The organism is Polaribacter sp. 20A6 (genome assembly GCF_011378915.1).
GTDB lineage: Bacteria > Bacteroidota > Bacteroidia > Flavobacteriales > Flavobacteriaceae > Polaribacter > Polaribacter sejongensis.
Genome location: NZ_WTPZ01000003.1, coordinates 1 through 21,119 on the forward strand (window position 1 = coordinate 1; position 21,119 = coordinate 21,119).

A 21,119-nucleotide genomic window follows, 5' to 3' on the forward strand; every position below is an offset into this window, starting at 1 on the left:
GATTGTCTTCTATAAATTTTCTAGTATTTATAGCAGAAGGGAAAGGGTTACCAATTAAGTAATCTTGATCAATACCTATGTCAAATGCGGTATTAAAATCACCATCATTAGGTGTTCCTGAGAAAGTATAATTTTGGCCATCTTCTTTACCAGGTCCTTTAAAAATAAATCCATCACCTCTATTTATTATACCATCTTCATATTTATGTACATAGTTTATTCTACCATTAGTTTGAGGAGAATAGGTGTAAATCCAGTAATCTGCTAATGAAATACCTGTGCTAGTAAAAGAACCATCATAACCATCAACAAATGTTATGTCTTTTGGATTGCTTGGATCTGTACCATCTTTTAATACATCTTCTATAGTGTAGGTGTTAGTTCCTGAATTAACAGGAGAACTCATGTACCCATATCTATATAAACTCGGTATATCTGAGTTTTGATCTACCAATAATTTACCAGTACCAGAAATCAGACTTGTACCAGTATGCGTTTGTATCAATTGTGCTAAAGTACCTGCTAAACGAATATCACCATCTAAAGTAATATCATTTGTAACCACTAATAATTGATCTGTTACTGTTAACGTTTTACTTGCATCAACTTTAAGTTTTCTAGCGCTTAATCTATTACCAGTATGCTCAAAATCTTGATCAACTACCACATAACGAGATCTGTCAGGAAAACCGTTATCCCAACTACCATCAGTATTTGTAGTCGTTTTCTTAATTCTGTGTAAACCTAACAAAGTATTTGCTTCTTTACTAGAATTTAATATTTCGGAGATTAATGGATCTTGAGGGTGTCTTTTAGTTCCAGTAACTTCAGTATCACCAATTGGTTGGTAAGGAGTTATTGCATCATCTATAAATACTACCCAATCAGAACTCATATAATCTTTTAATGGTCCAAATGTACCATCTCCTCTGTCATCTATTCTTACAACAGATGTTTTGTTACCAATATTAGAAACCATGTCATATCTATTTGCCCATGAATATGTTCCTATAGCAGTAGAAAGGGTAATGATATCATTAGTGGTTTGTTCTAAATCTGTTAAATCTGGATTTGTAATAATATTAGTAGTCCCTAGATTGTTAATACTAGTGGCGTCAATGTTTCTAAATAAAACAGATTTACCAGCAAGTAATTTTACACTCACGGTTACGGATGGTGTTGTTGGAGGCGTATTAGGAGCTGTAACCATATCATCAATCGTTTTATCTTTGTACAATTGAATTTTAATAGTGTTTGCAGGAATTGTTGTTGTTCCTATGTTCGTGATTTCAATCCATTTCTCAACTCCAAACTGATATACTTGTGTAATCATAGCATTTGCAGCGTCAGGAATATCTCTATAATCTAGATTACCCGTAGTTGGATTTAAAGGATCGAAGTCATTATCAGTATCTTTAAAAGAGTTTTCTAAACTGATAAGATCTATTACGGTGTCATTTCCATTAGCACCATCATTTACGGTAGCACCTGCAATACTCGAATCGTTATTATCATCAAAAATATCAAATAAACCATCACCGTCAGCGTCACCCTCAGAAAGTACGTTGTTTGTTGTATCTCCATTTTCTTCAATATCTAAAACACCGTCGTTGTCTGAATCTGAGTCTAAATAATCAGGGTTATCTATTCCGTCAGTGTTTTCTGGGATAATACCGAAACCACCTACTTCATAAGCGTCATCTACACCGTTTTTATTGGTATCTGTGATTCCTGATACTCCGCTTCCAATACCTGTTGGAGCTTTATATTCACTAGTAGACTGTCCTTCTACATTATCAGGGATACCATCATTATCAGCATCGATGTCTAAAAAGTTAGGTAGATTATCTGTGTCTGCATCACCTTTTGTGTAGGTATCTGCAATTCCATCGTTATTTGTATCCGTACCAGTAGTAATTAATGGAGTTCCAATAGAACCGTCATAAGCATCTGCAAAACCATCATTGTCGGCATCTGTAAGTAGTTTTCCTGTACTATCAATATTATCTACTTTACCATCTCTAGTAGTATCTGTACCACCTGCTTCAATAATATCTATAATACCATCGTTGTCTGAATCTAAATCTAGATAATTAGGTATTCCGTCTCCATCTGTATCGTTACATGTATACGTATTTGCATCTATTATTTTTGTTGTAGATACATTCCAATCATCGTTATCTGCAGTCATAGTATAACATAACTCTAATGTATCATCATTACCAGACCAAGGTATTGTAATAGATATTGTGGTATAAGGGCCACTTGTTGTTGAAATAGCAAATGAACTTAATGATGTTGATGCTCCATTGGTGGTTGTTACGGTAGCATTACTACTAGAGTTATCATTAGGGTTTCTAAAAGTAACATAATCTATATCATTTACGCTAAAAATTAAATCTGCATACCTATTATTAATAATTTTATTACTAGAACCATTTGTACGTAGAGAGGTTTGAAAAGTGATTTCAGTTGGACTAGAAATACTAGATACATCAGGAACCGTAAAACATATAGATTGATTGTTTACTCCATTAGCTTGGTTTTGAGAATTAGCACCATCACCAATAACTCCCCAGCCTCCATTACGATCCCAATTATTAAAATTAGAATCTATAAAAGGAAAACATTCTTCGGTATCTAAAATTCCATCATTATCATCATCTAAATCACAGACATCATCTACACCATCCCCATCCGTATCTACTCCAGAAGCAAAAGGGCAATCGCAAGCCGTTACTGCTGCATTTACATGGTCTGTACCTGATGATGCGGTAGCCGTATTTGGCACACCTGTAGTGCTTACATCGTTTGAAGGAAATTGGTAATTAGTTGTTTGGTTGGTCGTTGTATTTGCTTCTAATGCATCACTACAACCGTCGTTATCTGAGTCTAAATCTAAATGGTTAGGAATACCATCTCCGTCTGTATCTATGTTTTCATATATTACAGGTTCGTTTTCCCAAGTATTAGTTATACATGGATTTAAGCCTATTGAGTGGTAAGATAGATTACTAGTTACATCTCCAAATCTAAAACTAACAGAAGATACTAAAGAGTAAACTCCTGATATTTGAGCTCTTGAATCAGTAGTACCAATTCCGCTTATCACAGTACCATTACTAACATAACCTTGACTAAAACCACCTCCATTAGCGGCTTGATTACTATAAGGATTTAAGATATTTGGGGTGTCTATAAATAAGTCATTAGTTGTGCCATCTATATATGTTACAAATTCACTAACATCATTATCTACAGTAGTTAACACATAAGTTGCTGGTGGTGCACTTGTGTTACTATCGGCAACAACAAAGTCAATTCTAAATTCGGTAAAACTAGTTGCGCTAGCATGTTGAATACGTGGTTGAAAATTAGCATCTACTCCAAGAGCATCTGTACCAATGCCTGGTACATCTAGTACATTAATACTTGTATCATTAGAAGAAACTATTGTTACAATAGCGTCTACACCTGTGTAAACACCAGTGTATAAAAATTGATCACCAACTTTGGGATCCGCAATATTTGAGCCATTATAATTATTTGGACCTTGTGCTAAACCAAAAGAAGGATTATTACCTGTGCTACAATCTAGTATATTTCGTTCATCTGTATCTAATATTCCATCATTATCATCATCTTCGTCACATAGGTCTGATACACCATCTCCGTCGGTATCTAAGTTTCCAGAAGCGGCAGCATCACAAGGGTCAGGAATTTCGTAGTATACAGTAATTTTCCAAGTATTAGCATCAACTTTATGAAAATCAGTATTACAATAATCTGTACCATTAAGCCCACTGGATCTAAAGGCTTCCATATTAAAGTTTAATAGGCCTGATAAGTCTACTATTCCATTAGCTATTGTTAAGCCAGTTCTACTGTACGATTGAGTTCCGGCTACTTCTGGGCCTTGAGAAAAAAAAGTTTCGGAAGTGGTTGTACCATCTCCATTTGTGTATGTAATTTTAGAGTACTGTTGTGAACCATTATATCCAGCTTCTGCTGTCATATCATATTCTACATCTACACTAGTTACATTTGCACCAACAGGAAGTGAAACTTTTATAGCAGCTGACCATCATTACTAAAAAATGATGTAGGTATATCACCACTACTATACATTACAGTTTTTTCCAATGCAACTTGCCCAGAAATACTCTGGAAAGCAAACAGAAAAAGTATTGGTAACATAAGGAGCGAAACCTTATTGAATTTGAAAGTAGCATTTACTTTTCTTGTTGGGGGAACTAAATTGAAACGAGCTATTTCCCCAAAAACGCTCGATCTTTTTAGATTTTTAATCATGTTAATTTTTTATAAATTACAAAAATACAAATTATTATATATTTAACACTAATTATCAGATGCTTGAAAATCAGTAAAATCACTTTATTGTGTGAAGAGTGTTAAAGTTTCAGGAATTAATTAATAGGAGATTCAATGCTGTCCTTTTTCGTTTTCTTTTAACTTCTTTTTAATATTTAAAGATTTCTTAACTTTAGGTGAAAATTTTAAAATTTTCTTATTTTTTTTCAAAACTGATAAAAATCATCTTTTAAACTTGGTTTTATTCAGAAATTTGTGGGTATAATTAAAAGATTAAATTATGAGAAGAGATGAGCCTATATCTACAATAATGGCAACAAATTTAGTTACCTTATGTGTTACTGATGATTTAGTTACTGCAGAAAAGTTATTTATAGAACACAAAATAAAACATATTCCGGTGGTTCGTGATAAAGAAATTATAGGAATGTTAAGTTATTATGATATTCAAACAGTAAGTTCTGCTGTTTTAAATGAAGACCAAACATCTGTAGATAGTTATATAAACAACAATTTTTCTATAGCACAAGTTATGGATAAAAGTATTACAGCAATTCCGCCATATACATCTATTAAAGATGCGGCAGAATTATTGACAACAAAAGGATTTCATGCTTTACCAGTAGTTGAAGATTCTGAACTAGTAGGCATTGTAACTACTAGAGATTTAGTAAAATATTTGGTAGCAAAATTATAGTGGTTTTTTATATTGGTTAGTTAGTAAGAAAGAGGCTTTTATAAGGCCTCTTTTTTTGTTATAAAATTAATAAGTGTGTGTTGTTTTTAATGTTTTTCATAAAAAAGGAGTTTATATTGTTAATTATTCATATTTAATCTAAATAAATTTTGAGAATGTCAGGTTGAGTTTTATATTTGCGTTTTTATTAAAAATAACTCATTTTGCTACCTAATCTTTACTGATGAAAAAAACAACTTCTTATTCTTTTAGAAAGTTAATAAACGATATTCATTTATGGTTGGGTTTAGCTAGTGGAATTATTTTATTCTTAGTGTGTTTAAGCGGAACAATTTTAACCTTTGAGCATGAAATAAAAGATTTTTTTGCTGATGACTTTATCGTTGAAAAAACGGAAAATAAAGAATTGGTAAGTACTTTGGTAACAAACTTAAAAGTTGCTGAAATGGGGTTTGTAACAGGAGTAGCTATTGCTGCAGATGAAAAGGAACCATATGTTTTTAACGTAAAAAAAGATTTAAAAGAGCGTCGTGGTTCTAAAGTATTAGTCAATCCTTTTTCTAGTGAAATAAAAACGGTACAAAAAACAAGTGCAGATGCATTTTTAATGTCGATGTTTAAATTACACAGATGGCTGTTGTTAGATATTAAAATAGGAAGGCCAATTGTGGGAATTGCTACTATTATCTTTTTAATAATATCTATTTCTGGTCTTTATTTATGGTTTCCTAAAAAACTAAAATGGCGAAATATAAAACAAGGTTTTAAAATTAAAACCAAAGCAAATTGGAAACGCATCAATCATGATTTACATAATACATTAGGCTTTTACGCCTGTATATTTCTTGTAATTATGGGAATTACTGGTTTGTGTTGGTCTTTTGAAGGTTATAGGAATGGTTTAGGAGATTTAATTGGTGCTCAAATTTTTGATCGTTCTAGTCCGGAGTTTACTCTAGAAAAGAACCCAGAAAATAAAGTGATTTCTGTTGATGAAGCAATTTTAATAGCCAATAAAACCCTTGATTATAAAGGAGAATTGACTGTAACTTTCCCTAGTAAAAAGAGTAATTATTATAGTTTTAGAAAAACGAATGAAGCTAATTTTTCTCCAGTAACATCAGATAGATTGTATGTTGCTTCTTCTGGAGAAGTTTTAGCGGTAGACTATTTTAAAGACAAACCACTAAACGTACAGTTTGCATCGTTAATAAAACCGATTCATACCGGAGATATTTATGGACTATTTTCTAAAATAATTTATTTTTTAGTGTGTTTAATTGCCACAAGTTTACCCGTTACAGGAACCATTATCTGGATAAATAAATTAAAGAAAACTAAAAAGGCTAAGTAATAACGTGCCCTTTAAAATTGAAAGAAATACTGTTAATATGAAGATTGCTTATTAGGTAATTTCAGTATTATCAGTTTTTTGTTTTTTTAAATACGCCGCAATAATACGCTGAATGTCTCTATTATCTTTTTTAGGCTCTACAAAAAACTGGTAATCTTCTGGGTTTTCTAATTGTGCTGATTGATGCATGTCTACATACCCAAAACCTTGATAAATTCCGTCTAAAATTAAAGCAAAACCGACTTCGTTTTCTGTTCTCCCTGTTTCTTTAATGACTAAGTTTTCTGCGCCAATGCCTACCGATTTAATGGCTTCTTTTACACGTTTATTATAATCTGCTACCGTTTCATTATCGCAACAAACCCCTTTACATTCTTTTAGTTGATAATGAAAACAACTGGCAACATTGGTTTGTAAATGACAATATTTTGGGCACAATTCAAACTCCTTGCAAAGCGCTTCTAAATGATTTCTACATTCTGCAACAGAATAATATTTCATAATAGGGTTGGGCGCCAATTTTAAGCGATTGTAGGCTAAATGAATAATGCCTTTTTGGTCTTCGTAAGAAAATAAACCAATAGCTTCACTAGCTCTTCTTTGTGCTCTATTAAATTTAGGATATCGGTGTTTTATTTCTGCAGATTCATGTAAGAGTGCTAATAACTCGCTCCCAGTTTTTGTAAATGAAATGTCGGCAGTTTCCATACACATGGTTTGCTCTTTTTTCTTTTTGTCATAAAAATGACTGATCACACGTTGCTTTATATTATTTGCTTTACCAACATAAATAATTTCTTTCTCTATGTTTTTAAAGTAATAAACGCCAAAAGTTTCGGGTAAATTATCGACAACTTTTTTGTCTAAAAGAGGAGGTAGCGTTGCTTGTCTAGATTTTGGATTTAAAAAAGAGTTGATGGTAAAATTATCGTCTCTTTCTATTAATCTTCTAAACAATTCTGTGGTAGCTTCTGCATCTCCTTTTGCGCGGTGTCTACCAACAATAGGAATATTTTCATGCGTACAAATATTTCCTAAACTGTAAGAACTTAAACCAGGCATTATTTTTCTAGTTAAACGAACAGTACACAGTTTTTTTCGTTTAAAATCGAAGCCTAAATTTTTAAATTCTTCCTGAATAATATTATAATCGAAGTTGACATTATGCGCTACAAAAATAGTGCCTTCAGTTATTTCTGCTACCTTTTTTGCAATTTCGAAAAACTTAGGCGCATTTCTAACCATCGCATTTGTAATACCAGTAAGATTGGTAATAAATGCAGGGATATTTTGCTCTGGGTTTACCAAAGAAGTAAATTCGTCTATGACTTTTTTACCGTCAAAAACAAAAATGGATATTTCGGTTATTTTAGAACCTTTATATCCATTTCCTGTGGTTTCTATGTCAACGACAGTGTATAACAATTATTCGATTGTCTTTTTTAAGTCGGCAATAGTTTGCGTAGGGTTTTCAGATCCGAAAACAAAACTACCTGCCACTAAAATATTTGCACCAGCTTCAATTAATGCATTTGCATTATAAGAAGTAACGCCTCCATCTATTTCTATCTGACATTCAGATTCAGTAAAATCGATTAAGTGTTTTAATTGACTTACCTTTTTGTATGTGTTTTCTATGAATGATTGTCCGCCAAAACCTGGGTTTACACTCATTATACAAACTAAATCTAAATCTTCTATAATATCTTCTAAAACTGCAATTGGTGTGTGTGGATTTAAAGCAACTCCGGCTTTCATTCCTGCATCTTTAATTGCTTGAATTGTTCTGTGTAAATGTGTACAAGCTTCGTAATGTACAGTTAAAATGTCTGCGCCTAAATCTGCAAATGTTTGTATGTACTGATCTGGGTTTACAATCATTAAATGTACATCTATTGTTTTTGTAGCGTGTTTAGCAATTGCTTTTAAAACTGGCATTCCAAAAGAAATGTTTGGTACAAAAACACCATCCATAATATCAATATGAAACCAATCTGCTTCACTATTGTTTACCATTTCTATGTCTCTTTGTAAGTTAGCAAAATCTGCTGCTAATACTGAAGGTGCAATTAAATTACTCATTTATTTGTTGTTGTGTTGTTATTTTTATGCGACAAAGGTAATTAATCGCAGGGCGATAGCCAAGAGTTAAATTTTGTGAAGTTTTCTTCGATATGAAAAATATTTGTTTTGGAAGCTTTCCTTTTGAGGTTAGGTTGTTGCTTGTATATTTTTTTATGCCTTTTTTCTTTTCTGTTGATGAATATTGAATTCTGCGCTAGCGCGAGCGTTCCGCTCGTGCTAATACCAATACTTCTTTGATAGCGATCATATTATTTTGTTTTTTTACAACTGATTCATGGGGTACGAGCAAGACGCTCGCACTAGCATTGGGTAATCTTTTTGAAATTTTAAAAAAAAGTTACTGTAACAGTTTGTATCTTTTTTCTTTTCCATTGATGAAAAGAAACAAAAATCTAGACTGATTTTAATTTTTTTGAATTCTACATGTTATTCTACTATCGCATCCAGACCACTGCGTTCTTTGGATGCTTGCCGTTCCATACCATTTGAATTCTTACAAAAATTAAAAGTAGGTCGTTGTTAGATTTGAAAAAAACTTATTTTAAGATAATAAGGTTGCTAAATTAAAATGTTTAGCCTCCGTTAGCGTGAGCGTCCCGCTCGTGCTAATACCACCAATTCTTTGAGTGATCATACTATTTTTTCCTTTTATAACTGATTCATGGGGTACGAGCGAGACGCTCGCACTAGCATTGGATAATCTTTTTTATCTTTTTCTTTTCCATTGATAAAAAGAAACAAAAATCTAGACTGATTTTAATTTTTTTAAATTCTATATGATATTCCACTATCGCATCCAAACCACTGCGTTCTTTGGATGCTTGCCGTTCTATATCATTTTAATTCTTACAGAAATTAAAAGTAGGTCGTTGTTAGATTTGAAAAAAACTTATTTTAAGATAATAAGGTTACTAAATTAAAACGTTTAGCCTCCGCTAGCGCGAGCGTCCCGCTCGTGCTAATACCACCACTTGTTTGATCGCTTTCATCCTATTTTTCTTTTTTAACTGATTCATGGAGTACGAACGAGACGCTCGCACTAGCATTGGGAGTACTATGCTTTCTATGTGCCTAAGTGATTCAGTTTTTGAGCATGGTAGAGGTTACCGAAAATGTAAAATGTCTGATTAAAATGTTTAACCCTGATTGAATCTTTCGTTAGGCTAAAGACGGGCTATTTGTTTGAGTTTTTTTTTACTGTCAGTTAGAGTGAATTTTAAAGAATCAAAAATTTGTATCGAGAACAGAAGTAAAAAAGATATAGTGGAAAGCGGGAAATAGCTTCAAATAAAAAAAAAACTCTCAAAAATAAATTTGAGAGTTTTATATAAATTTCATACTTTTTACAGCATGAGCGAAATACCAAAAGAGGTCTGCGACCTCTACCCAAGGTAAGTCATTAAAATTTTAGATCTAGATGTATGTTTTAATCTTCTAATTGCTTTTTCCTTAATTTGACGAACACGCTCACGAGTTAAATCGAAAGTTTCACCAATTTCTTCTAAAGTCATTGGTTGGTGCTCACCTAAACCGAAGTATAATTTTACAACATCTGCTTCTCTTGGAGTAAGTGTTTCTAAGGCTCTGTTAATTTCTATTCTTAAAGATTCGTGTAATAAAACTCTATCTGGGTTTGGAGACTCACCAGAGTTTAAAACGTCGTATAAGTTAGAATCTTCACCTTCAATTAAAGGAGCATCCATAGATACGTGACGACCAGAATTTTTCATAGATTCTTTTACGTCATTCACAGTCATGTCTAATTTCTTAGCAATTTCTTCTGGACTTGGAGGTCTTTCATTTTCTTGCTCTAAGAAAGCATACATTTTGTTAATTTTATTGATAGAACCAATTTTATTTAACGGTAAACGTACAATTCTAGATTGCTCTGCTAATGCTTGTAAAATAGATTGACGAATCCACCATACGGCATACGATATAAATTTAAAACCACGCGTTTCATCAAAACGTTTAGCAGCTTTAATTAAACCTAAGTTTCCTTCGTTAATTAAATCGGGTAAAGTTAATCCTTGATTTTGATATTGTTTTGCAACAGATACCACAAATCTTAAATTGGCTTTCGTTAATTTCTCTAAAGCTCTTTGGTCTCCAGCTTTAATAAGCTGTGCCAATTCTACTTCTTCATCTGCAGTAATTAAGTCTACTTTTCCTATTTCTTGTAAATATTTATCTAACGATGCGGTTTCTCTATTAGTAACCTGCTTGGTAATTTTAAGTTGTCTCATCTAATTCTCTATGACTTTTTAAAGGATTAATGTATTGCTACAATCTATTATACGTTGGTATTTAAGAAAATGTTACAAAAAGTTTCATTATTTTTTTAAAAGTATGTTTTTTACCATTCACCGACATAAAATTGCCTGTCAACTTTTTTTTTAATTTAATAGTGACTTCTTTGATTTCTTTGTGTCAAAATAATAACTGAATTGAAAACAATAGACGTTAAAGCTTTAAGCGACGAGGAATTAATCTTTAAAATAGTAGCAACAAACAACACACAATTGTTTGCTGTTTTATATGATCGATTTTCTAAAGTTGTTTATAATAAATGTTATGGTTTTTCTAAAAATAAGGAAGAAGCAGAAGATTTAACACATGATGTTTTTATCAGGTTATTTGTAAAATTAAAAACCTTTAAAGGTAACTCTAAGTTTTCTACTTGGTTATATTCTTTTACGTATAATTTCTGTGTAAATTATGTACAAAGAAATGATTTTAAGAAAAAAGAAAAAGTTACGGTTGTTACAGATAATATACAAGATGATGATCTTTCGCAAGAAATTGATGATTTAACTTTATTTGAGTTAAAATCAGAAAAATTAGCAAAAGCATTGTCTTTAATTGATCCAACAGAAAAGATGATTCTTTTAATGAAATATCAAGATGATATGTCAATTAAAGAAATTAAAGATTTTTTAAACATTGGTGAAAGCGCTGTTAAGATGAGAATTAAAAGAGCGAAACAAAAAGTTGTAAGAACGTATGAAGAGTTATAGTTATGAACAATCCTTTTAAGAAAATTATACACCACCATAGTGTGCCTAAGGTTCTCAAAGAAAAAGTACTAAGCGATATCGGGATGATTAAATTCACTTTAGATATTGCTGATTTATTTTTAGTGAAATATCCAAATACAATTGGCGATTTTTTGAGTAATGATAGTAAGGCTAATCGAAAAAAATGAAAATAATGACCAACAAACTACTAGCAATAAATGCTAATATAGATTTTAGTTTTCTACAAAAACTTTGGGATAATTTTACTGACTTTTTGCCGCAGTTATTAAAAGGAATTATATTTTTAATAATTGGATGGCTTTTAATAAAGTTATTGCTTTACATTATAAAAAAAGCATTGGGTTTTACCAAATTAGATAGCTTACCCGAAAAACTTCATGTAGATGAAATTTTTGGAGAATCATCTTTAAAAATTCAACCAACTAAAATAATTATTACCGCTATAAAATGGGTTTTAATTTTAGTTTTTATAATTGTAGGTGCAGAACTTTTAGGCTTAAGAATGGTTTCTGAACAATTAAGTAATTTAATTGGGTATTTACCGAGGTTAATTAGCGCCTTAGTTATTTTTGCAATAGGTATTTATATAGCAAACATACTAAAGAAAACGTTGTTTGCGATGTTTAAGTCTTTAGAATTAACAGGTGGGAATTTAGTAGGTAATATTGCTTTTTATTTATTAGCAATAATAGTTACTGTTACTGCGTTAAACCAAGCAGGAGTTAATACAGATTTAATTACAAGTAACTTATCTATAATTCTCGGAGCAATTTTAGCTTCCTTTACCATTGCTTTTGGATTAGGTTCTAGAGATGTAATAAAAAGACTGTTATTTGGTTATTATACCAGAAAAAACATACAAGAAGGAGATAAAGTAAATGTTAATGGCATAGAAGGTGTTGTTGGTATGATAGATAATATTTGTGTAGTGTTAATTACTGAAAAAGGAAAAGTAATTATTCCAATAAAAGAAATAGTAGATAATCAAATAGAAGTATTTAATTGATTACTTTTAAATAATTGGTAGGATGTTGGGGGACAAACTACCAAATTTGTGAAATATCACAAAAAGAAAGAGACCGTTTTTACGGTCTCTTTTACTTTTATAAAAATCTCACAAGGCTTTGTCTCGGAAGTTCTTAAATTTAATATCTTGTTCTAAAAAAGCCCATTTATTTGAGCGTCTATCCTGTCTATTATATAGCCTAAGTCTTCTTGGTTGTCTACAAAATCTAAGTTATCTACATCAATTATTAGTAATTTCCCTTTTGTATAGGTAGATATCCAAGCTTCATAACGCTCGTTTAACCTACTTAAATAATCGATACTAATAGTGTTTTCATAATCTCTACCACGTTTATGAATTTGTCCTACTAAAGTAGAAATGTCTGCACGTAAATAAATTAATAAATCTGGAGGTGTAACCAAATTTTCCATCAACTCAAACAAAGAACTATAATTATTATAGTCTCTATTGGTCATTAGACCCATTGCATGTAAATTAGGTGCAAAAATATGTGCGTCTTCATAAATAGTTCTATCCTGAATGATATTTTCACCAGATTCTCTTAATTCTAAAATCTGACGAAAACGACTATTTAAAAAATAAACTTGTAAATTAAAAGACCAACGCTCCATTTCTGTATAAAAATCGTCTAAATACGGATTTTCATCAACAGACTCAAAATGAGGTTTCCATTTGTAATGTTTGGCTAATAATTTTGTTAGCGTGGTTTTACCAGCGCCTATATTTCCTGCAATTGCAACGTGCATAAATTAAATTCTAATAAGATTAAACAGAGTTGCAAAAATAGGTAAAATAATAAACAGAAAAGGCGAACAGGTTAATTTATAACTAAAATTTATAGTGCTTATCATTTAAAAAATCATGAAACTTTAAGAAATAAAGTTATTTTAAATTTTTTAATTAAACTTTCAGGTTTCTTTTGAGTCTTAATAAATGTAATCCTATTTATTTTATAGATCATTAAACTCAAACACATGAAATCATTATTTACATTCATTCTAGCGCTTGTTTCAATTATTACTTTTGGACAAAAAGATTTTCAGGGGAAAGCTATTTATATGTCTAAAACCTCTATAGACTTAAGCAACTTTGCGCGAGGTGGAGAACAACTTTCTGAAGCAAGAAAGAAACAGCTTCAAGCAAGAATGAAATCTCAGTTAGAAAAAACATTTATTTTAAATTTTGATAAAAGCTCGTCTCTTTATAAAGAAGATGAAAAATTAGAAGCACCAACTACTAGTGGAGGCGGAAGAGGACGAGGATTTGGTGGTTTTACTAGTGGAGGAACTAAGTATAAAAATACCAAAGATAAAGTGGCATTAGAAGCTACCGAGTTTTTTGGTAAAAAGTTTTTAGTTTCTGACGTAATGGAACAACCACAATGGGAGTTAGGCGGAGAAACAAAACAAATAGGTAGTTATCTTTGTTATAAAGCAACATTGCTTAAAGATGCAAACCCTTTAGATTTTTCTAACTTTAGAAGACCAGGAAGAGGTGAGGAAGCAGAAGAAAAATCAGAAGAAGAAAAAGAAGTAAAACAAATATTAGTTACTGCATGGTATACACCACAAATACCTGTAAGCAATGGTCCTGGAGAGTATTGGGGTTTACCTGGTTTAATTTTAGAAATTAGCGAAGGAACTACTACTATTTTATGTACAGAAATTGTATTAAATCCTTCAGAAAAAGAAGCGATAGAAGCACCATCAAAAGGTAAAAAGATTACAAGAGAAAAATACACAGAAACCGTAACTAAAAAAATGGAAGAATTAAGACAAAACTTTCAAAATAGAGGTAGAGGTGGTAACCGTGGTGGCGGACGTAACTAAATTAACAAAAATAATTTTAAATATATAGAATGAAAAAAATAATATTCTTAGCCATTTTTATGGTTACCATTTTTACCAATGCCCAAGTAAAATTAACAGGTATTGTTAAAGATAGTATTGGAGAGCCTTTAGAAATGGCAAATGTTTTAGCTATAGATAAGGTTACCAATAAAATAGCGTCTTACGGATTTACAGATGAAAAAGGTTTCTATAAATTAAATGTAGATAAGAACATTACTGTTTTATTAAAAATAAGTTATGTAGGTATGCAATCTGCAGATTTTACATTAGAAACTAAGTCAGGTGACATTGTTACAAATGTAATGTTAGCTTTTGACAATGCATTAGACGGTATAAATATTGTTTCTAAAATGCCGGTTACTGTAAAAGGAGATACAATTGTGTACAATGCAGATTCTTTTCAGAATGGTAGTGAAAGGAAATTAGAAGATGTACTAAAAAAATTGCCTGGTGTAGAGATAAATGATGATGGTGAAATTGAGGTAGAAGGCAAAACTGTAGAAAAAATAATGATCGATGGTAAAGATTTCTTTGATGGCGATACAAAATTGGCTACTAAAAACATACCATCTAACGCTTTAGATAAAATAGAAGTTTTAAGAAATTATGCAGATGTAAGTCAACTTAGTGGTGTACAAAACAATCAGGATAGAGTTGCTATCAATATTAAACTTAAAGAAGGAAAAAAGAACTTTTGGTTTGGAGATATAACTGCAGGAGCAGGAGATGCACCAGATGAAACCTTATATTTATTACAACCAAAATTATTTTATTACTCTCCAAAATACACCATTAATGTTATTGGTGATGTTAATAATATGGGAGAAGTTGTTTTAGATAGAGGAGATATTAGAAGTTTTAGTGGTGGTTTTAGAAGTCAAAGTCCGTCTAACGGAACGAACTTAAGCTTGGCAAGTGCAGGTATTGGTTTTTTAACTGCAAATGCTAGAAATGCGAATAGAATAGAGACCAAATTAATGGCTATGAATTTTAGTTATTCGCCAACTACAAAACTAGATTTAAGCGGATTTTTAATATTTTCTAGTAATAGCAACGGACAACAAAATAATGTAGATACAGATTATATAGATGCTGAGACTCCAGATGAATATACCGAGAGCAGAACAGACCAAACAAGTAATACAGGACTAATTAAGTTGAGTGCTGGATATAAGCAAAATGCAAGAAAGCAATTTAATTATGATTTAATTGGTCGTTTTACAAACGAATTTAGAAAAGATGATGTTGTGTCTAATGTTTTAGGTAATATTACAGAAGATGAAAAAGCAACACCTTATACAATCAATCAAAATTTTAGTTATTTCTATACGGCAAATGAAAAAAATATCTTTGCATTAGAAGCAAAACATTTATTACAAGATGAGGATCCTTTTTACGTAGCATCTTTAGACAAAGATAATTATGTTGATGAGGCAGAAACTTTAGGTTTTACAGAGCCAAGTGCAACTAACGAGTATTACACATTAGAACAAGACAGACGTGTAAAGTCGAATCAATTAGACGTAAAGTTAGATTACTATAATATTTTAAATGATAAGAGTAATTTAAACTTTGTAGTTGGTACCATACAAAGTAAGCAAAATTTTGATTCAAAGTTTTTCCAAGTTTTAGAAGATGGAAGCGAATCTACTCCAACAGGAACTATTCCAGAAGATGATGCTAGATCATTTACAAACGATACAGAATATGGTTTTTCTGATATTTATGCAGGGTTAAGATATCGTTTAAAAGCAGGTATTTTTACTTTTACACCTGGTTTTACATTACATGCATATGATGTTCAAAATACGCAGTATGAGACAGAGATTTTTGAAGATCAATTTCAAAAATTCTTTCCAGAATTGTCTATAATTGCACAGTTTAAACAAAGTGAATCTTTACAGTTTTCTTACAAACAAGAAGTTAATTTTACAGATGTAAATCAACTTGCCAAAGGTATTGTAGCAAATAGTTATAGTTCTTTTTATTATGGTAATCATGAGTTAACCAATGCACATTTACATAATGTGAATTTAAATTATTCTAGCTTTAACTTATTTAATTACACAAATGTATTTGCGAGACTTAATTACAAAAAAACGATAGATCAAATTAACTCAAATACAATTTTTGAACCAGGTTCTGTTGTTTCTACAAGTACTTCATTAAATTCACCTTTTGATAATGAAAGCTTTACGGGTTCTGCAAGAGTTGGTAAAACTTTTAATAAGATCAAAACATCTTTAGGAGCTAATTATGGTTACAGTAAAACATTTCAGTCTTTAAATGATGAGTTTAATACAAATAAACTATTTTCTCAAAGTTATTCTGCAAGTGTAAGTACCAATTTTAACAAAGCTCCAAATGTGTCTTTAGGGTATAGATTAAGTTTATCAGACCAAGATAATAGTTCTAGAGATGCCGTTATAAAAGGTGTTACTAATGCACCTTCTATTAGTTTTGACGCTTATGTTTGGAAATCGTTAACGATTCGTTCAGACTTTTCTTACAATGAAGTAAAACAAGATGGAGTAGTTGCAAATACTTTTCAAAGTTTAGATGCTACTTTTGCCTATAGAAAAGATAAAGATGCAAAATGGGAATATGAGTTGGTAGGAAGCAACCTTTTAGCTTCTGGTTCTAGAGCTTCTGTAAATACAAGTAATATTGCTTTTACAATAAATGAAACCTTTGTTTTACCAAGATTTATTAGTCTTAGAGTAAAATATCAACTATAAATTAAGTGGCATTGTTTACTGAAAAAGAGCTCAATTTATTGAGCTCTTTTTCTTTTCTTTCTTTATTTTAGCCGAATGAGTGTAGTAACAAGCAAAACTTTTTTTCCTGCCTTTATAAAAACATTAGGCATCCTTTTTTTCTACATACTTATTGGTCTTTTTATAGACAGTGTTTATGTAACCGAAAATTTTGGAGAGTCTCAATGGATTGCAAATATTGTTATGGTAATTGTTTTTACGGTAACCTGTTTTAAAGTTTCACCAAGAATTAGAGAACAACTGTTTTACGCAGTTTTATTAGGTTTTTTTGGGGAATATTTGTTTTCTATAGCAATGGGTATGTATACGTATCGGTTAGAAAATGTGCCTCATTACATCCCTATGGGACATGCCTTAGTATATGCTGGAGTTTTGTTTTTTATGAAAACAGCTTTTACTAAAAATAACCATCAAAAATTAGAGAAAATACTAACAGTTATAATTATACTATATGCTACCTTATTTCTTATTTTTAGAAATGATGTTTTTGGTTTTGTAATGACTGCAGGAACGCTGTTAATCTTGATAAAGAAACCTCGTGAAAGGCTGTTTTATTTAACCATGTATTTAGCAGTTGCGTTCTTAGAAATTGTGGGTACAACCTATGAGTGTTGGTGGTGGCCAACTACAGCTTGGGGAATCTTTGATTTCTTGCCAAGTCATAATCCTCCAACAGGAATTAGTTTTTTTTACTTTTTACTAGATTTAGGAACTTTGTGGTTTTATAAAAAACGACATAAAGCTGCTTGGTTAAGAATGAAAAATATTAGAAAAATTAGACTAAATCTGTCTAAAGCCACAAACTAAAAGTATTTTTATATCGTTAATTTAAATGATCACTAATTTTCTTATTACATGTCTATAAAAGTAACATCGGTTTCCAAAGTTTATAAAACGCAAAAAGCATTACATAACGTTTCTTTTTCTGCGGATAAAGGACAAATAATTGGGTTTTTAGGTCCAAATGGTGCTGGGAAATCTACGATGATGAAAATCTTAACAGGTTTTATAAAACCTAATGAAGGTGAAGTTTTTGTTGATGAAATAAATGTATTACAAAATCCATTAGAAGCACAAAAATCTATTGGGTATTTGCCAGAGCACAACCCTCTGTATACTGACATGTATGTGCGTGAATATTTACAGTTTCAAGCAACTATTTTTAAGGTTGATAAAAGCCAAATAGAAATTTGTATTGAAAAAGTTGGGTTAACTGCAGAAGCACATAAAAAAATACATCAATTATCTAAAGGATATCAGCAAAGAGTTGGTTTGGCAGCGGCAATTTTACACAACCCAAAAGTGTTAATTTTAGATGAGCCAACAACGGGTTTAGACCCTAATCAATTAGTAGAAATTAGAGCACTTATTAAAGAATTAGGAAAAGATAAAACGGTACTTTTTTCTACCCATATTATGCAAGAAGTAGAAGCGGTTTGCGATCGTGTGATCATCATTAAAAAAGGAGAACTTTTAATTGATAAAAAACTAGCAGAGCTCAAAGAAAATAATCAGCAAGTAATAGAAGTTACGTTTGATTATAAAATAGAAGAGCAATTCATAAAAAGGTTACCAAACGTGGTTTCTTATAAAAATAATTACGACAATACTTGGTTTATCACTTTTGAAAGTGAAGAAGATATGCGACCTGTTATTTTTGATTTTGCTCAAGAAAATGGTTTAAAAATTCTTAGCTTAAATACTCAAAACAAGAATTTAGAAACGCTTTTTAGAGAGGTTACTGCTTAATTTTTTAAGCGATAAATTATAAAGTTTGTCACTTAGAAGTTATGAGAAGTCGTATAACATTGAGAACACAAAACTTTGTGATTTTATGAGATTTACCTCTCTGATTGAAATGATAAACTGTATGTAAAACTTTCAAAGGTGTTATTTGTTTTGAAAGCTACTTAATTCAGAAATATTATTTAGTCAAATACTCATAAGCTTCCAATAAAGTTGGAAATACTAAAACACTTCCTGCTTCTTTTAATTCTTCTGCGGTATATTGCGTTGTAATTCCAATAGCAACCATTCCTGCCGCTTTAGCTGCTTTTGTTCCTGTTAAACTATCTTCAAAAACCCAAATATCTTTAAAATCACTTTCTTTAAACCCTAGTGTTTCTGCAAGTAAGATATATGCTTCTGGTGCCGGTTTTGGTTTTACATAATCTTGCACTCCAAAAACAGTTGTAAAGTTTAGGTTTAAATGATGGATGCTGTTTTTTAAAAACAGTTTGGTGGCGTTACTTGCAATTCCGTATGGTATTTTTTCTTCGGATAAAAGACTTGTAAACTCTCTAACTCCAGGTAATAACTTAGGTACTTTAAAGTGTGTTTTTATATGTTCATCCTTTAAAAGGAATAATTTTTTAGTACGTTTTTCTTCACCAATAACAGCGCAAAAATATTCTGCAATAATCATTGGCGATTTTCCTGCGTGCATTTTAGGAAACGGAGTAATGTCTTTATCAAATAACTCTTTAAAGGCGGAAGTCCATGCAGAATAATGGCTTTCAAAACTATCTACAATTACACCATCAAAATCAAATAAAAATCCTTTAGGTAATATCATTAGTTACTTGTTTTTTCGTTGAAAATTTCCGTTAAATACGGATTTAAAAATTTGTTAGTTGGATCTAATTCTCTTCTTAAAAGTTTAAAATCTTCCCATTTTGTATACACTTTAGAAAGTTCTGCATCTTTAGCTGTAAAACGTTTTGCCCAATGTGGCTTCCCTCCATACTTTAAAAATATTTTTTCAATACTTTTAAAAGCTTCATAGGTATCTGCAGTTGCTGCATTTCTAGAGACACAACCCATTGTAACAGTGTCTTTTTCGTAAGCATAGCTTAACCAAGATTTGTCTTTGTACACAAAACGAACATCCATAGGAATATGAATAAATGATTTGTTACTCCACTTATTTATTTCTGTTTTTAGTTCTTCAAAAACTGTAGGAAAAACATCTAAACCAATGGTCCATTCTGCTAATTCTAAAGTAGATCCTCTAGATTTTGTAACGGTAGCTTGGTATAACGAGCCTTTGTGTTCTTTTGTAGAACTAAAAAAACCTCTGTATAAAAGTTTGTTTGCAATGGCTGTAATCCAAGGAAAAACGTGTGAATATTTATACAATATTTTAGACGCCGTTCTTCTATGTTTTAAATATTTAGGACCTAAATCTTCTATAACTTCTGTGTTTGGGTCTATTTTATCACCTGTAATAACATATCCTTTATCAGTATGAGGAAGCCATAAGATTCTTAGAAAATCATGCTTTTTTAAACGTTCTTCAATTTTTGGTAACCAAACCTTATCGTCTTCCGGACCTTCTTTAACGTGTAAAGTATAAATAGGTTCGCACTTAAAAGTTATTTCAGAAAACACACCAAAAACTCCCAAAGAAACTCTTATAGCATCAATTAAATCATCTTTGTCTGTAATAATTTTAATAGAACCATCTGCAAGAACAATACTACATTTGGTCATGTACTCAGAAAGAAGTTTACCACTTGTTCCATGAGTTCCTGTTGCTAAAGCTCCACCAATTGTAATGGTATTAATATCTGGCAAGCAAGGAATACACCAACCTTTTGCTTCTACGGCCTCTAGTAAATCTCCTAAAATTACACCAGATTGCACTGTAATTGTATGTTCAGTATCATTAGAAGAAATAATTTTGTTATAAGTTCTAATGTCAATTAAAGTTGCGGCTCCAGAAGCAATATCAGCAGAAGATTGTTTATTACCAAAAACACGAATTTTTTCTGATTTTTTGACAACTTCTTGCAACTCTTGTTCTGAAGTAATTTTATAAAGAGATTTGTAATTGTAGGTTAGATTCTCGTTCCAACTCGTCCAAACTCCGTTTTTATTTTGTTTCATCTATTTTGTAAAATATTAAACAAAAGTAAGCAATATAATTTTTTTAGAGTACTCGTTTTGTGTTTTTCTAT

At 31.2% G+C, this 21,119-nt stretch carries 14 protein-coding genes and 1 pseudogene; 8 read left to right on the forward strand and 7 right to left on the reverse strand.

Features of this window, described 5'->3' with window-relative positions; translation table 11 throughout:
- Window positions 1-4,015, reverse strand: a pseudogene (locus tag GQS57_RS07475) (hypothetical protein); the annotation flags it as partial.
- 597 nt (window positions 4,016-4,612) lie between these two features.
- Between GQS57_RS07475 and GQS57_RS07480 the strand changes: the two are divergent.
- Together GQS57_RS07480 and GQS57_RS07485 are read left to right on the forward strand one after the other, a co-directional pair.
- Window positions 4,613-5,029 (forward strand): CBS domain-containing protein, encoded by a 417-nt coding sequence (locus tag GQS57_RS07480; RefSeq protein WP_025562381.1) that lies wholly within the window; start codon window positions 4,613-4,615, stop codon window positions 5,027-5,029.
- A gap of 223 nt (window positions 5,030-5,252) precedes the next feature.
- Window positions 5,253-6,383 (forward strand): PepSY domain-containing protein, encoded by a 1,131-nt coding sequence (locus GQS57_RS07485; protein ID WP_165732045.1) that lies wholly within the window; start codon window positions 5,253-5,255, stop codon window positions 6,381-6,383.
- A gap of 51 nt (window positions 6,384-6,434) precedes the next feature.
- On the opposite strand, the gene GQS57_RS07490 is transcribed toward GQS57_RS07485, so the two are convergent.
- From GQS57_RS07490 to GQS57_RS07500, 3 genes are all read right to left on the reverse strand, one after another.
- Window positions 6,435-7,808 (reverse strand): exonuclease domain-containing protein, encoded by a 1,374-nt coding sequence (locus tag GQS57_RS07490; protein ID WP_165732047.1) that lies wholly within the window; start codon window positions 7,806-7,808, stop codon window positions 6,435-6,437.
- A complete protein-coding gene (rpe, locus tag GQS57_RS07495; RefSeq protein ID WP_165732049.1) occupies window positions 7,809-8,465 on the reverse strand; it encodes a ribulose-phosphate 3-epimerase in 657 nt (218 codons plus the stop codon). It lies immediately after the preceding gene.
- 1,385 nt (window positions 8,466-9,850) lie between these two features.
- Window positions 9,851-10,714 (reverse strand): RNA polymerase sigma factor RpoD/SigA, encoded by an 864-nt coding sequence (locus tag GQS57_RS07500; RefSeq protein WP_015482077.1) that lies wholly within the window; start codon window positions 10,712-10,714, stop codon window positions 9,851-9,853.
- 201 nt (window positions 10,715-10,915) lie between these two features.
- Here GQS57_RS07500 and GQS57_RS07505 point away from each other — a divergent pair, with 201 nt between their 5' ends.
- Window positions 10,916-11,485 (forward strand): RNA polymerase sigma factor, encoded by a 570-nt coding sequence (locus tag GQS57_RS07505; RefSeq protein ID WP_165732051.1) that lies wholly within the window; start codon window positions 10,916-10,918, stop codon window positions 11,483-11,485.
- Window positions 11,486-11,678: 193 nt separating this feature from the next.
- A complete protein-coding gene (locus GQS57_RS07510; RefSeq protein WP_165732053.1) occupies window positions 11,679-12,512 on the forward strand; it encodes a small-conductance mechanosensitive channel in 834 nt (277 codons plus the stop codon).
- A gap of 152 nt (window positions 12,513-12,664) precedes the next feature.
- On the opposite strand, the gene GQS57_RS07515 is transcribed toward GQS57_RS07510, so the two are convergent.
- The gene (locus tag GQS57_RS07515) at window positions 12,665-13,279 is read right to left on the reverse strand and encodes a deoxynucleoside kinase (RefSeq protein ID WP_165732055.1); all 615 of its coding nucleotides are present in this window, start codon (window positions 13,277-13,279) and stop codon (window positions 12,665-12,667) included.
- A 228-nt stretch (window positions 13,280-13,507) separates the two neighbouring features.
- Between GQS57_RS07515 and GQS57_RS07520 the strand changes: the two genes are divergently transcribed.
- From GQS57_RS07520 to gldA, 4 genes are all read left to right on the forward strand, one after another.
- Entirely contained in the window at window positions 13,508-14,362 is an 855-nt protein-coding gene (locus GQS57_RS07520; RefSeq protein WP_165732057.1) for a GLPGLI family protein, read from the forward strand.
- Between the two features lie 29 nt (window positions 14,363-14,391).
- Window positions 14,392-17,121, forward strand: a complete 2,730-nt coding sequence (locus tag GQS57_RS07525; RefSeq protein WP_165732059.1) for an outer membrane beta-barrel protein — start codon at window positions 14,392-14,394, stop codon at window positions 17,119-17,121.
- Window positions 17,122-17,196: 75 nt separating this feature from the next.
- Window positions 17,197-17,967, forward strand: coding sequence for a hypothetical protein (locus GQS57_RS07530; protein ID WP_165732061.1), 771 nt, complete (start codon window positions 17,197-17,199; stop codon window positions 17,965-17,967).
- Between the two features lie 48 nt (window positions 17,968-18,015).
- Window positions 18,016-18,909, forward strand: coding sequence for a gliding motility-associated ABC transporter ATP-binding subunit GldA (gene gldA / locus GQS57_RS07535; protein ID WP_165732063.1), 894 nt, complete (start codon window positions 18,016-18,018; stop codon window positions 18,907-18,909).
- 175 nt (window positions 18,910-19,084) lie between these two features.
- Here the strand turns inward: gldA and GQS57_RS07540 are convergent, their stop codons facing one another.
- Window positions 19,085-19,735 (reverse strand): HAD family phosphatase, encoded by a 651-nt coding sequence (locus tag GQS57_RS07540; RefSeq protein WP_205860234.1) that lies wholly within the window; start codon window positions 19,733-19,735, stop codon window positions 19,085-19,087.
- On the reverse strand, window positions 19,735-21,048 hold the full coding sequence (locus GQS57_RS07545) for a D-arabinono-1,4-lactone oxidase (RefSeq protein WP_165732065.1): 1,314 nt from the start codon (window positions 21,046-21,048) through the stop codon (window positions 19,735-19,737). The genes GQS57_RS07540 and GQS57_RS07545 overlap by 1 nt, the downstream gene beginning before the upstream one ends.
- Window positions 21,049-21,119: the final 71 nt, after the last annotated feature.